General features: G+C 38.2%; 14 protein-coding genes. 3 read left to right on the top strand and 11 right to left on the bottom strand.

Features of this window, described 5'->3' with window-relative positions; all coding sequences use genetic code 11:
• Positions 1-1,445 precede the first annotated feature (1,445 nt).
• Positions 1,446-3,530 (bottom strand): hypothetical protein, encoded by a 2,085-nt coding sequence (locus tag NIT79A3_RS07390; protein ID WP_013965594.1) that lies wholly within the window; start codon positions 3,528-3,530, stop codon positions 1,446-1,448.
• A 426-nt stretch (positions 3,531-3,956) separates the two neighbouring features.
• Here NIT79A3_RS07390 and NIT79A3_RS07385 point away from each other — a divergent pair, with 426 nt between their 5' ends.
• Positions 3,957-4,517, top strand: a complete 561-nt coding sequence (locus NIT79A3_RS07385; protein ID WP_013965593.1) for a recombinase family protein — start codon at positions 3,957-3,959, stop codon at positions 4,515-4,517.
• Positions 4,518-4,675: 158 nt separating this feature from the next.
• Here NIT79A3_RS07385 and NIT79A3_RS07380 read toward each other — a convergent pair whose 3' ends face one another.
• Entirely contained in the window at positions 4,676-5,842 is a 1,167-nt protein-coding gene (locus NIT79A3_RS07380) for an alpha/beta fold hydrolase (protein ID WP_013965592.1), read from the bottom strand.
• Between the two features lie 456 nt (positions 5,843-6,298).
• Between NIT79A3_RS07380 and NIT79A3_RS07375 the strand changes: the two genes are divergently transcribed.
• Together NIT79A3_RS07375 and NIT79A3_RS07370 are read left to right on the top strand one after the other, a co-directional pair.
• Positions 6,299-6,607 carry a hypothetical protein gene (locus tag NIT79A3_RS07375; protein ID WP_013965591.1) on the top strand — a complete coding sequence of 103 codons (309 nt, stop codon included), beginning with the start codon at positions 6,299-6,301 and terminating at the stop codon, positions 6,605-6,607.
• Entirely contained in the window at positions 6,576-6,872 is a 297-nt protein-coding gene (locus tag NIT79A3_RS07370) for a hypothetical protein (protein WP_013965590.1), read from the top strand. Before NIT79A3_RS07375 ends, NIT79A3_RS07370 begins: the two co-directional genes overlap by 32 nt.
• A 117-nt stretch (positions 6,873-6,989) precedes the next feature.
• Here NIT79A3_RS07370 and NIT79A3_RS07365 read toward each other — a convergent pair whose 3' ends face one another.
• From NIT79A3_RS07365 to NIT79A3_RS07325, 9 genes are all read right to left on the bottom strand, one after another.
• Positions 6,990-8,282 carry a hypothetical protein gene (locus NIT79A3_RS07365; RefSeq protein WP_041360232.1) on the bottom strand — a complete coding sequence of 431 codons (1,293 nt, stop codon included), beginning with the start codon at positions 8,280-8,282 and terminating at the stop codon, positions 6,990-6,992.
• A gap of 585 nt (positions 8,283-8,867) precedes the next feature.
• Positions 8,868-10,130 carry a tyrosine-type recombinase/integrase gene (locus tag NIT79A3_RS07360; RefSeq protein ID WP_013965588.1) on the bottom strand — a complete coding sequence of 421 codons (1,263 nt, stop codon included), beginning with the start codon at positions 10,128-10,130 and terminating at the stop codon, positions 8,868-8,870.
• Positions 10,131-10,469: 339 nt separating this feature from the next.
• The gene (locus tag NIT79A3_RS07355; RefSeq protein WP_013965587.1) at positions 10,470-11,561 is read right to left on the bottom strand and encodes a hypothetical protein; all 1,092 of its coding nucleotides are present in this window, start codon (positions 11,559-11,561) and stop codon (positions 10,470-10,472) included.
• Entirely contained in the window at positions 11,558-12,289 is a 732-nt protein-coding gene (locus NIT79A3_RS07350) for a hypothetical protein (protein WP_156797040.1), read from the bottom strand. The genes NIT79A3_RS07355 and NIT79A3_RS07350 overlap by 4 nt, the downstream gene beginning before the upstream one ends.
• Positions 12,290-12,330: 41 nt before the next feature.
• The gene (locus NIT79A3_RS07345) at positions 12,331-12,651 is read right to left on the bottom strand and encodes a hypothetical protein (protein WP_013965585.1); all 321 of its coding nucleotides are present in this window, start codon (positions 12,649-12,651) and stop codon (positions 12,331-12,333) included.
• A gap of 141 nt (positions 12,652-12,792) precedes the next feature.
• Positions 12,793-13,248, bottom strand: a complete 456-nt coding sequence (locus NIT79A3_RS07340; RefSeq protein WP_013965583.1) for a hypothetical protein — start codon at positions 13,246-13,248, stop codon at positions 12,793-12,795.
• Positions 13,248-13,424, bottom strand: coding sequence for a hypothetical protein (locus NIT79A3_RS18680; RefSeq protein WP_013965582.1), 177 nt, complete (start codon positions 13,422-13,424; stop codon positions 13,248-13,250). The genes NIT79A3_RS07340 and NIT79A3_RS18680 overlap by 1 nt, the downstream gene beginning before the upstream one ends.
• 2 nt (positions 13,425-13,426) lie before the next feature.
• A complete protein-coding gene (locus tag NIT79A3_RS18675; protein ID WP_013965581.1) occupies positions 13,427-14,356 on the bottom strand; it encodes a hypothetical protein in 930 nt (309 codons plus the stop codon).
• The gene (locus NIT79A3_RS07325) at positions 14,356-14,682 is read right to left on the bottom strand and encodes a hypothetical protein (protein ID WP_013965580.1); all 327 of its coding nucleotides are present in this window, start codon (positions 14,680-14,682) and stop codon (positions 14,356-14,358) included. The genes NIT79A3_RS18675 and NIT79A3_RS07325 overlap by 1 nt, the downstream gene beginning before the upstream one ends.
• Positions 14,683-14,685: the final 3 nt, after the last annotated feature.

The following is a 14,685-nucleotide window of genomic DNA, read 5'->3' as shown; positions in this document are numbered from 1 at the left end:
AAATACTTATCTTGATATTTCAAACCAACGTACATTTTTACGTAAGCTAGATTAATACAGTTTTTGTATAAATTACTTGATCTATATCAATAAAAGATGCAGGTAGCATGAATAGACCTTTAGTAATTGGATTAACACAAGATTGAATTATTGATCTTCTTTCAAAATCTTGAAACCATTCATAGAGCGTTCTTTCATAATCATGTGGTTTGCAATGCTATTAGACGAAAACTGGCCTGTCCGGTCAGATAACAATTAGCTTTACTGGGTGAGTGTTAGCTGTAATATACGAAGAAGTATTGAGGTCATTGGTACGTGCTTTTTTAGCGTACTCAATGATTTTAATGCTGGTAACAATAAATGCTGGAAATGTGAAGTTTCGGATGTTGATGAACAGAAATGGAGCGATTTCTGAAACAGAAAAAGAGGGTAATGGAGATAATAATTAGCTGGATTTATAGAATCGACTTTCAGTATGATTGATATTATCTTATTTAGTATGAAGAACTTTAATTATCCACATATTCTGTGGATAACTTTGTGGAAAAGACCGATATACATTCATTAACTTATGGAACGGCAAAGATATTTTTATGCCTGATTAATAATTTAACAGTTGAGTTATGATATATTTATCAGGCAGTTACTGGAATGTTCAATTTCTTTAAAAGGTTAACTAAAGAAATGCTTATATTTTGTTGAAGTTGTGGATTATTTATAAATGTCAAGTCAGATGATTGGTAAAACAGATAAATACGGTCATATCGTTATTATTCAAAAAGATATAAATAATAGGATCTCTGCTTATCTGATTTTAGTCATCGACCAGAATTAAAATAACTTTAGCTTTTTTTATAATTAAATTAATTCACTTCTTGGATTTCTTTTTAGATCACCACAATATCTACATTAGTTAAATTCAATCCAGATCCGATGGTTACTATTTGAAATGCAGCCACAGCTCCATTACCATCACTATCATAGAATAAAGTTCCGGCAGTTTTATTGTAGATAATGAAATCATTGGAATCCAATGCTTTTGTGCCGACCCTGAATTGACTGGCCAAAAGGGTGCCAGGTGTGCTTAATGCAGTAAAGACAGCGTTCTCAAGCTGGATGGAGTCATTAACTACGTTATAGTCAGTGATTATGTCAATGTGACCTTTTGTAGTAAATTTGAAGATATCGTTACCTGTTCCACCCGTTAAGATGTTAGTACCTGCACCTCCATCAATAACATCATTACCTGTATCGCCATTTAATTGATTGTTAGCTGAATTGCCAGTTATAACATTAGATAGCCCATTCCAGTGCCATTTATCATAGCTGTACCCGGTAATATCAGATTAGCGGGTAGTGTGTAAGTCAGCCTGCTACCTTGGATATAGATATCTCAATTTCGATGATTTCTTAGTCAGCGAAAATAATAGTTAATAAATTAATTATTATTTTTTCTTACGTGTTCGAGCATTTGCCTTATCCCCTTGGCCAGTTGAATATAAGCGTATGTGAGTGTCTAGTTGTTTGTCTAATGCTAGATCACCAGCATCAACTTTTGCTGGGCTTCGAAGTTTTGATAAAATACCAGTTAATATCTGTGCAGTAATTTTGATAATTACGTTGCCTTGGAGATAAAATTCTTTGAATGCCTCAAGTTCTCTATTCTTCATCAACCCAGGTTGCTTATCTCTACAAATAATGAATCCGAGCTTGCCATACTCTCTCGTCAAATAACCATTTACTTGTCGATATTCATCAATTCCAATTTCCTCAAAATTTTTAATCTCAAACACAACTTGCCGTGTTTCATAATCCTCCCGAATACGCTTCCAAAAGCCTCTTAATCCTTGATTAGTGGCAACAATGTCTCTTCTCTGGACGGCACATTTATTGGGATGTAATTGAATGTTTGTTAATTCTTTTGCAAAAGCAATATCAATTACTCTTTTACACCAATTTTCAAAATCTGAAGCATTTTCTGCTCCAGTAGGAATGGTTTGCAATTCAGAAATAATTTGACCAAGCTTAGTTGATCGTTCTTTAGTGCTCTGTGAATCTATGGTGATTTCGTATTCATCGTAAATCTCCTCTGCAACACTCTGATCGATTTCTTCTTTTAAATTGAGAGCACTCCAATAGCATGGATGAATCATTAAAATGTCATGTGTTGCAATATTTCTATCAGGCTGCTTTCCATCATGAGAAAAGATCCATGTGCTTCTTTGTAGATCAAATACCCCAAAAAAACCCACACCATATAGTGCTTTTGCAATATCTTCCTCGGATCCCAGTATTGCTGCATGTTGAAGTGTGTCAGCACTAATTGAAGGGTAATTTAGAACAGTTCTAATTGTTTCCACTGCATGTGAAACTTCAAATTTAGCAGGCCCATTTGAAAACGCTGCTGTAAGTTTGGCTATACCTGGAAAGACACTAGCATATTCTTTTCCAAGATCATCGAACCGGATAGTTGATATTTGTTTAGATGATGACTTGAAATCAATATCCAATAATTTGTCTCTTTGATGCTTTCTAGCCTGCTCAATTACAGAATTAAATAATGCAACAACATCTCGTGGTCTATAAAGGGTAAGTTGCAAGCATTTCTTAAAACCTTCTCGCCCATGTAATTCATTAGTAGTAATTGTGTTCCAAATTTTCACATCACTTTCTATCTTCAAATTATATGCCACACGAATACGCTTACATACCATATAGAACAACTCTTCTGAATCCCAATGAAGACGTAATATTTGACCTTCTAAGTTTCTTGAGAAGTCAGGATCTTCCTTCTGTACAGCTCTAAAGATGTTATCCCGAAGAAACACAAGTGCATGTAATTTTTCACCTAGCGATAATCTAACTTCGTCAGTTCCATAAATGATTCCATCGACAATTCCAATTCCTATTGTGTCAGGTTCATAGCCTTCATCTAATCTATCGATAAGCACAACAATCCCAAAGTTTAAAGATTGTATGAGTGACGTAACTTCTTCAGTTAGGATACGTATATCCAAAATACCTGGAAGGTCTGCAATTCTGTCGTTGGGATTATTAATACCATGTAAATTTTTTCTAAGAGTCACACGTAATCTATCAAAAGCGTGGTTGCCACAACTTTTCCACTTATCTAAATGAGTGTTAAGGGTCTGATAATTTCGAATTTTATCTGCTGTCTTGTAGCTCTTTTGACAGACAAGGGCTACCTCTAGCAGCATTGCATACTTCCATGCCAGTTTGATACCCGATCTTATCCTGCTTACTGAATCTCCAAATTGTTCGGCTATTGATCTAATTCCTATTACTTGCTCTTCAGCAGGAGCGATAATAATAGTTGAGTATTTACGAGCTTCCCAATCTTTGGATAAACGATAAGTCAATGCACTCTTGCCAGTACCTCTTCGACCAACAACTATAAAACGGTCTTTACTTTCATATAAAGTTCTGTAATTTTGAGATTCATAAAATGTTTTATCAAGCATTTCATGATCACGTTCTGCTCGAACATCACCGAATAAATTAACTGTCATGACTACCTTTCAAAAATATTTCAATTCCAAATTCTCGAAAACCCAATATGGAGTATGCATTTACCTTAGCCGTAGGATGAGACTATCAGATATTCCCAATGATGATAATTAATTTAGTTGGAAATACTAATCCTCACGGTTTAAAGTTGATCAATGTGAATCGATGCAAGTTTCTATATGTGATGCAACCTGATTAATACATATACATGGGAGTATGTGTATAAGTAATCTTTCTCGATAGATATATTTCATATCGTAATCGCTGGCAAATGATATGTCATAAAAATGACCCAATCTACTTTGTTCTATTTGCAATTTCGATACTTATATCGTATCAAAAAGTATAGTTTGTGATACATCATTGCACACATGTCTCAAATAATGTCTTATAATTATATTCTTCTAACATTATAGGAATTATAAGACATGGAATTAGTTGGATATGCTCGGGTAAGCAGCACAGGCCAATCTCTTGACGTGCAAGTAGATAAGCTTAACAAAAGTCAATGTGACAAGATCTATCAAGAAAAGAGATCAGGTGTAACTGCTAACAGGCCAGAGTTAAAAAACTGTCTGGATTACGTTCGAGAAGGCGATGTATTAATTATCACTAAGCTTGATAGGCTTGCTCGATCTACCGTTGATCTTCACAATATCCTGAAACAATTAAATCATAAGGGAGTGGGCTTCCGAGTTATTGATCAATCGATTGATACAACCAGTCCAACAGGAAAATTACTTTTTGGGATATTGGCCAGTATTGCTGAGTTTGAAACAGAACTTCGAAAAGAACGCCAAATGGAGGGTATAAAAAAGGCTAAAGAGAATGGAATTGCTTTTGGACGTAAATCCAAATTAAAAGATAAGCAAGTTGAGGAAATGCAACAGAAACGTTCTGAAGGGATTTTGATAAAAGATTTAATGGCAACGTATAAATTATCTAAAGCTTCGGTATATAGATTACTAACAACAGAGGCCCAAACTTAGTAAAGCATATTCTATTATCGACACTATTCCAACTCAGAAATCACTGATCTGTACTAGCCTGATGTTTTAGAAGTGGGGTAGATTACAATCAAACTAATCCCCACCCTATGATCCTTGTTTAACAGAGGGTCTATTCTCACCCAAGAAAAAAATATTAGTTAATGATTTTCCACAAAGAAATCCAAAATTTTGGTTAATGCTGGTATACGAAATTCGTCTTTTTCAATAAAAAGCTCATGGTAGGCACCTGGAATGATTTGCGGTTTATCACCAAAACATCGACGTTTATTGGGGTTGCTTTGGAGGTTATTACAAAACTCATTTTGGCCATCCGAATTTACTGCTTTATCATCACCAGCCTGTAAGACCAGTACAGGTATCTTAATTTTATTAGTTTCTTTCTTAGATCTTAATTCTACTGCAATTTCACAAGCTTCAGCAGCCCAATGTGTTGAAGGCCCCCCCAGTTTCACATCATGGAAGTTTTTATTTTCATAAAGATCGGCGACCTTTGTGCAACGTACAATGCTATGTGTTAAATCGTCTTCACTTCCAGTGCATGCTGGTCTACTGTAATCACCTTTCAGAGCCACATATCTAGGCTCACTAATCCCAAAAACATTTTCTCTCCACCAACGAGTCGCCCGAACTGCTCCACAACCTTCATTAATGAAAAGCAAACGATCTCCTGGTTCGTGCATTGGAGATGACAGCGCCGCTGCTTTAAAATCGTCAGGATATTTCTCAATATAAAGTGTTGCAATACCACCACCCATCGAGTGTCCAAGTAAAAATATATTTTTATGAGGAATCTGTTTTACAACATTGTCAACGAAATATTTCAGATCCTCTACATAATCGTCAAATTTTTTTACATGACCCATTTGCTTGTTCTGTGTCATCCTTCCCGAAAAACCCTGACCACGATGATCCATTATATATATAGAGTAACCCTGTTTGCCTAGGTCATATACTAATTCCTGGTATTTGATATACCCCTCCGTCCGACCGCTAGAAATGACAATGGCTCCTTTTTCATCATTTCTAATAAATGTCTTGTATTTTATTTCCACTCCATCTATCCCAGAAAAATTGCCGTTCTTACCATAACCATCCCAGTATTTCACTATTTCACTCTGATAAGCCTTATCAAATATATCTTCCGTGATTAGATTGTATTTGTTAGCGGGCAATGTCTTTGCTTCGATTGAATTGTTTAGACTTTGAACCGACTTTTCTCCTTTCGACTCCTGAGCGGTATCGGCTGTGGTACATCCCATAAGTAATGCAAAAACACCGAAACATAAAGCTATGGTTGTCTTCATAGTATTAACCCCTTTTATTGTGCAGTAATTATTCTACAACTAGAATCACTTAAAAATAAAGCATAACTAGATTAAATGTTAACCCATCATCAGCAAATGCTAAGGCATAATCCCCTAAGTAACTTTTTTACTAACACATATAATCAACTTTGGGCAATAATTTTCTACCCATGTTTTCATGAGCGGAAATCTATTTGTCCTAATCCATTCTAGGTAGTCTTGTTTATTATTCCTTGTATGACGACAATCAAGCCAAGAACAAAAATGAAATAATCTCTCAGTAAAGCTTTATACAATTTTGTAAAAGAATATTTTTGTCTTACAATATGATACTGATTTAATATCAATAAAAGTTTGCAAAAGAAACTTAAAATTCCAACTATCAATAATGAACGACAGAAATAAGGTTATGGAGTGGCAAGTTGAAAAATATTTATAATTTGTGAGGATGAACCATTGGATCTTGAAACTTCAAGGGTAATTGCAGTAACTATATACAAGATAACTAGCTTAGTAACCGGAGTTTTATTATGTTATATGGGATTCAAGTTATTTATGGCAGGAATATGGGGACATTCTGGGGAAGTAGAAGGATCATTCAGGGACAACAAAATAATAATTAAAAAAGCTGCACCTGGTACTTTTTTTGTATTAATGGGTGCTTTAGTATTAGGAATAACCATATCCAAAGGTATTGACTTTAAATCAACAGAAAAAATCGAAAGGGGTCACAATGACAACGAAAAGCCAAAGCTGGTTGATTAGTCTGATATTTTTATTTTCCACTGTTGTTGAATCATCAAATGGACTTACCCCTGAAGATCATTATAATCTTGCTAAAATGGCATATAGCAATAATCAATGTAAAGATGCAATAGCACATTTTGAGAAATATTTGGAAAGTTCAGAAATAAAAACAGATAAAAAAAACTCAGTCATTTCGGCGATTTCTTGGTGTAGAGAACGGCTCTTCGAAGAGGAAGTGGAAAAAGCAACCAGTGCTTCCGGAAGGTCCGTAAATCCAGATTAAGATGATCAACTTGTAATTATTATGCAAGATCAGCATATAAAAATACTTCAAGTAAAATATGCAATCTTACAATGTAATTCTTTTAAAAATTTAAATGCCATTAATGACGTCTTAACATCAACTCACCCGTTCTGGAATCTTAAACCCCAGATAAGTACCAGCACTAATCCCCATCAAAGCTAATAAAGTCGGGCTAAATTCGGGCATTCTCAATGTCTTAAATACCTCTACTACAAAAATAAAGCCAAGAACAAATGTCCAAACAAGCATCTGAAATCGATGAAAACTGATACCGTTGGCATCAGTCAATAAGTCTCTCATAAAACCTTCCGAAACTGGCTTGCTAAGAGCCGTTTTAACTTCAGCAATTTTGTCATTCGTTTCTCTAAGCTGAGCCTCCTTTTCAGCTAACTGAATGTTAGACTTGCTAAGTTCTTCCATATTTTCGGATGTGCCTGGAGGATTAGCATTAATTATTGATTGTAAATTAGATATTTTTGCTTTAAGTTCTAATACTTCAGCATTCAACTTACTTTCATCTGGATTTAATTTATCCAATTGAATATCTACATTTTCTCGTTTGCTACTATCAATCATAGCAGCTCCCAATGCTGTTCCAGTTCCAATTCCCATGAGAATTAGGGCTTGCTCAGTCATTGTATTGGCAAGATCTCCTGTCACTATCCAAATAAATAAGAAAGCTGCAAATATTAGGAAAAACCAAAATGAAGCTTGAAACTTCGCCAAACTGAAAGGCTTCTTACCGGGCTCCGGCATGGGGGGATTTGAATCTCGAATAATATTGGACTTAGTGGCAAGCTTATAAAATATAATAAGAGTTCCTAATAACAGTGCAACATAAAACATCAGCCATTCTTTCTTAATAACAATTAATTCAATATGTTGCTCGGAGGCAGAAGGTAATATTTGTTGATCGCCATAACCCAAATTTACTTTTACTGCCCGGATTAAAGGATAAGGACTACCGAGTAAGGATATCCATTTATCTTTATTTTTGTCATTACGCCCAAGTGTAATAGTTATAGTGTCATTTAAAGGATCAATAGATTCTGCATTCAGGCCATCTAAACGATAACCATCTATATACAAAATTAATTTACCTAGCTCAAACTTTTCCTTTCCTAATTTGATTGCATCAGCAAGTCCATCAACTTTAATTGTAATTTGCTGACCTAAATTTGCCTGAGTAGGATTAATCGATATAACTTTAAGAGAGGATGTAGGCGAGAATTCAGAAATTTTAGTATCAGCAAGTTTAGACTCAGTTGTTTTAGAATCTGATGCCTTGGATTCCGTGGCAACGGGGTCAGCTGCTAAAGTAGTAGAGACAACCAAATTTACAAATACTATTGTTAGTAGCTTAAAGACATGTCTTGTAATATCTGACATCCTAAATAATTGCATTTATGCTCACCTCGAATAGATAACAAAAAAACTGATTCATCAATAAACCTTTTTATTTATAGATATACTCTTAAGTAAGGGAAATTTCCATTCGAATTATCTAGGTAAAAGCTGTCCTCAATGAATAAAGTCCTGTTACAGTTCTAAGTAAATGACGTGGAGATTGTATGGAAAATTTAATCGCTGGATTTTCTTTTGACAATTTTAATTACACATCTCGACATTTCTATAATTTACTCTCAAATTTAAGCAATCATCTTTCCTGCTGAATTTCCTACCTTGAAGCACATAATAATTGGCTCTACTTTTTGTTAAGTAACTCCCAGTATTTTCATGTACTTCTGTTACTTTACAAAAAGTATCATAACAGGGCATTGACAAAGCATTCTTGATCTTATGATTTAGATTTGAATATTTTTTGGCCGTTAAAACCAAACTAACAAATAAACAATTAAGAAAATGAATCAAAAACGTTCGAATGGCGTTTTGATGATAGTTTAAGGCAATGTGTAAATTGTAGTAGTTCAAACAAATCAAATGCTTCAAAATATGCATCCATGCAATAATTCTCTAAGAATCTTCACTTTCGATTATCACATTACCATGACTATCAAAGCGAAGAGTATTCTTATTCATCTTACGACTGGTAACTAAACTTTGTGCAGCATCGTAATGATGTTGAATCTGCTGGAGTGAAGTGCCACTAATTTTAGCTATGTCATAAACATTAAGTCCAGCCAAAATCCTCATAGTTATCCAAAGATGTCTTAACGAATAAAGTGTCTTGGTATCATCAAAACCAGGAAATTTTGTCTTAACCTTAGAAACTAGCTTATTGAAGTAATTGTAAAGGTGCTTTTTATCAATAACTGTGTTTTTGATATAAGCTGAAAACACATGGTCTTCTCGTTCAGTATATTTTGAATACAATCGAATCCGTTCAAAGACATCACCTCGCCTCACTTCAATCGTCCGATTTTTATTCACTTTTGAATTTTCAGCTCGGATAATCAGCTCTGCAAAAGTTTCCTTTTCTGTTAAGGAAATGTTTTTTATATCTTTCCACTTGAGCAGTCTCAATTCTTGAGTTCTAAATCCGCCATTTGCCATCAGAATGATGAAATCATTTATCAAACGTCTGTAGTATTTTTCCTGGTCATTCTGTACATCTTTCGCTTTATACCAATTTTTAGAGTAGATAGTTAACTGTTTGTATTCTTCACTCGTATATGCTTCTCGAACTGATTCATCTTTAGGGACTTTAATAACGCCAAAATCCAGGATGTATGTTTGTTTTAAAAATCCCTCAGATTGACCGAATGCATACATCTGTTTAATTGTAATTGATTCATTACGAACAACGGTTGCTAAAATATCCGATTTTTTCATTCGACGAAAAGCCAAGTATTCTCTAAATTTTTTTGTATCAATATTTTGAATCTTGGTATTTTTGCCAACAAAATCAAGGTAATGTTTTGTATAGGTTTTTATGTTCATTAATCTACCTTTTGATAATTGCCGATTCTCAACCTGATTCTGAACATAAATTAAGAAATGATCTCTCAATTCTTGAGCTGTAATTGAGAATATTTTTTCGTTATTGTGGATCTTTGCTTTATAAAAGATGTATTTCTTCTTAGCATTATCAATAGCATCTTCTCTATTCTCAGTTTTAAGCGTTTCTCTAACATATTTTTGTTCTTCGCTGATCCACATTTGGAATTGCCAAATTTTTGAAGTTGTTCTATAGATCTTAACTTCACCATCATAGATATCAAACGCTTCTCTTTTGGAGCGATTTGGTTGTTTTTTAGGGACTAAGTTTGATGTCATTTCTGCACATTAATGAACAGAAATCATAAGCAGAGTTGATAGTTGCAATTACTCTGTAGAATGATTTCTAAATTGTGTAACTAAACTTTTATAAGTCGCTAATTTTACACAATTTAGAATAAGATTGTAAATGATATGTAACCATTTAATTACTATAAATCATCAAGTTATATATAAAACATCACTCCCACTCAATTGTAAACAACCTGAGATTAGTGATGATTTTTAAGAATATAAATTATCTTATGTTTGAAGATACCATTAAAAATACCATGATTACTTATCCTCGCGTAAGCAGAATCGAAAATTAAGAAAACAGCCGGGGTAACTATGCCTTAATTACCTAATGCGTAGCGGTCTTAATCTATTTAGTCCACCAAAAGGATCTGCCGTTTGAGCTGCCTCGTTGAGCAAGTTTTGAACATTAATGTAGTCTGCAAAAGCAGTGCCTGAATTGCCGGTAGCCGTACTCCGTGTCCAAATTATTATATGCGCGTTCCAGTTTGCAGGATCTTTATTAAAATCTAACAACTGTTGCACAGTAGGAGCGTAACCAGTGCCATTAAAGGCGGAATTAATATAATTTTTTCCCTGCACCTCCATAACTATTACATAATTATCTTTATTTGTTCGGAGTCGCGGATAAATTCCAGGATATCCTTGATTGCTCTCTAATCCCGGTTCGTTATCAAAAGAGTCAGGCCCGCCGACCGCCGTTATTCCAGATGCTGCTATATTTGTAAAAATGGTGTCAAGATAAGGCCCAGGATAATTAGTTATTTGGCGGACAAGCGTTTGTGGAAAAGCCTGCACTAAATGCGCTTGAGCTTGGCCCAGCCCAGCATAGTGCAAAGGATAATTAATAGCCGCGCTACCGGCAGCGGTTTCAGAAATTGCTAACATAGCTAACTGCGGATTGTCACGCAGCGCAAGACCGCCGCTGTTTAGAGACGCGGCCATCGCATTTACCATCAAACGGAATTTTTCTACAACATAAGGATTTTGCCACTTAATCATGTAACCGTTGCCAGCTCCAGAATGTATAAGGTCTCCACCTTCATAGATAGGATCGGTTAGCATGTAATCCGGGACGCAATGATTATTTGTAAAAGTTCTTTGCGCCAATAATATACATAGTTTTCTAACATCAGCGCCGCTTAACTGCAGCTGCGTTAGGCGGGTATGAATGAAACTAAAATCGTACACGCCTTCACTTGGTTCGAGATAACGCCAGTTCACACGTTCTTGCATGCCGCGATATGCCGAACAAGCTGGCAAATCGGTGCTAAGAATTGTCGATAACGAGTCAATTACATTCCCACCTTCTGGCTTGATAGAACCCATATAATGACCTGGGTAAAACCTGACCCTCTCACTCCTCCGAGCAGGATCAAAAGTCAAACAGCCGAATCCTGGGTTAACTATGGTCATAGGTAACTCCCGGTTTTCAGAACCACTTCAATACTTAATAGATCGACTGAATCCCCGGCTGATATAGTAGTCAGTGAATAATCTAAATACTGGTCTACGCCAAAATCGACGTTAGTAGACTTATCTGCAAAAAACCCAGCCGCGTGATTGGCGTTTAACGTTCCATTACTCTGAGTAAAAAAAGTATTAGCACCCGTCCTTAAAGCCTCGGATATCAGTGTCTGACCGCCAAGATTGGTCGCCGCTGGAGCGATCTGAAACACTAGCGAGTTGTTTGCAGATACAGCATTCTTACCCATGCGACATTGCACAGCCGCAGCGCCTATAGCTCCATGCTTTTGGGTACGTGTAATTGTGTACAGCGTGTCACCGTCACTATTGAGCAGCCCGCCTGGTATAACAATTCGAGTGGGCAAGGGGTAATCGCCCACTGCTGCTAAATTCATCGTAGGGGTTGTCTGTGTGCCGAATTGAATTTTAAACAGGGTGGCGTAATCTTCGAACGGTCTCCATAACCCTCCGGTGTAGATCATAGGCAACGGCCTGGTTCTTTTCCCCGTCCCAGTAAATGCTGCAGCACTAAGAAATGCCACTGTGTTTTCAGCGGAGGTTTCTGCGAACATCGCAGGGGCTGAAGCAAAAACATTGTTTGTTACGGGCACAGGGCTGCCATTCAAGTCTTTGAAGCCGATAATATTACCGCCGCCATCTCGCAGGTACGACGACACATCCTGATCCTCTAACGTCCCCAGCAGGTTAATTTGTCCCATTATGTGCCCACCTTATGAATCCTGATGTCACCTGATTTGCCGGGGTATCCGATAGCTCCCAGAAATCCGCCTTTCGGGATGTACCACTTCTCGCCGTTGCCGGAAAATAGATCGCAGCCGGTCGCACCGAGGACTGAGGCGGCATCAACACCAAGCGCATTCGCCTCCTTGCTTACAATCTTGACGAAGCAATTTGCGGTAGCCACAAGTTGATACCATCCTGAATCCAAAAAAGGACCAACCTTCGCTCCAATTGAATCGTTGAAACCCAATTTTGTAAGCTGTGCTTGATCAACAATATAATTACCTTCTGTTGCCATTTTATTTGCTCCTGCAAAGTGATTAATTGCATACAAATTTAATGGAGTTTTTTTGGATGAAACGGGGGTATTTCCGCTTTGACTTACAGGCAATAAAAAACCCGCCTGAGCGGGTTAGTTTTCTACTTGCAAGTATTCGTTTTAAGTCAACTGACCGGATAAAATGGCTGCTGTTCGTGCTTCAACATCAGTTACCACCCCGGCAGTATTTATTTTGTCCAGCGTGTACATGATTGCCTGCTGTATTGATGTCAGCGCCATATCAACGTTCTGCGTTCTTGGGTCATCAAGAATCGACCAGAAATCATCAATAACGGCATCGGTCGCACGCAATTCTTTGGCTTTGATGCGCTCAGGCGAGGTAAACAGAAGCTTAAAGCTAATAACATCAATCTTTTTAGGCGTTGCAACCACTTCTGCAGGTGTTGCAGGCTCAGGCGCTGACCATTCTTCAGTTTCAGTATTTAATAGCCAACCAGATTCAACTTCATTGGGTACCGAAACAAACTGAGAAGCGATGCTTGGGTGAAACAATTGAGACGGGTCTCCGTCAACAACATCGACCGCTGCATTGTTAATAATTCGAGCATTTTTCATTATTTTGACCCCGCTTTTAGTTTGAACTCCCCACACCAGCCATCATTCAGCATCATGGGGAAATGTGAATAGATGGCATCATCTTTGCCAGGAATTGGAGTAGGAGGAAATCTGCGACAAAAACCTTGCTCATCATCAATTCCCAAGAAAAACTTACACGATTTGCATTTCTTCATGCTTACCACTCCACAATAACCAGTCCATCACCACCATTACCACCAAATCCGCCTCCAGCCGTTATGCCACCCCCACCTCCACCAATGCCGCCGTTGCCACCAGCAGAACCACCAACATTGCTTCCGCCTCCGCCACCTCCACTCCCTCCATCTCCCCCGGCTGCAGTATTAGAGCCTGCCCCACCAGCACCGCTTCCGCCTTTGCCGCCCGGCACGGTTCCGCCGCCACCAACAAACCCGTCGAATCGGAATCGTATGGCCGCGTTAATTGGATTTCTGGCACCGCTCGCCCCGCTTGTGGCATCTATCACGCCAGCGTAATCAGGTGCCCCCGTTGATCCTTTAACCACATTACTAAAAGCACTTGCGCCCCCGGTTACTCCAGTAGTGTCGATGGTGCTTCCGTTTGATACTGCACCCCCGCCAGAACCGGCATAAGCTGCAGTATTACCGCCATCGCCCAATTGAGATCCGGCACCGCCGCCTCCACTACCCGCCGTATTACCAGATACTCCACCGGTAGCCTGGAAATCACCACCAGTTCCCGTGCCGCCAGCAGACGATGATCCACCGGTTGCTGATATCAACGCGCCAAATGAGGATGTCCCGCCCGCAGATGGCGATGCGCCGCCAGCACTTCCTGCGCCCACGGTTACGGTGTGACTCGCCCCTGGAGTAACAGCAAATTCACCGTGCGCATAACCACCGCCGCAACCACCCCGACCAGTATTTGTGCCGCCGCAACCAGCACCAAGCACCCTCACGCGGATTTTAGTAATTCCCGCTGGAACCACAAAAGTTCCGCTGACATTGAATACCTTCCACAATCTGTTGCCGTATTCGCCCGTATAACCGGCTGGGACTACTTTTGCTGTATTGGCAAAAGATACTGACGAAGATACAGCCGATGCAGTCTCTTTAACGCGCGCCATTATGCATTCTCCTCAAAACCAGAGATTCTTGCCGTTACATTGGATGATCCCGACACTCTCAGAACCACTCGCTCACCAGCGCCCATAGGCTCACCGGTTAATTTGAAAACCCCGCCATTTTTGGGCACTAAAACGTTTGATTCAACATAATCACCGGCAGCAGGCGTTGCTGAAGTACCTATGTAAACCTTAGCGGTCGCATCATTTGAGGCGCTTGCGTTAACCAGATTTATATTCACTGTCCGGCATTTACCGGTCGCAACCGCCCCAGTATCAACGTCAGTGTCTGCGGTTAGCACGCCAGAATAAAACTTTCCTGATGGCATTTA

Source organism: Nitrosomonas sp. Is79A3, assembly GCF_000219585.1.
GTDB lineage: Bacteria > Pseudomonadota > Gammaproteobacteria > Burkholderiales > Nitrosomonadaceae > Nitrosomonas.
The sequence above is the reverse complement of the archived record's forward strand: the minus strand, read 5'-3'. Positions and strand labels throughout refer to the sequence as shown.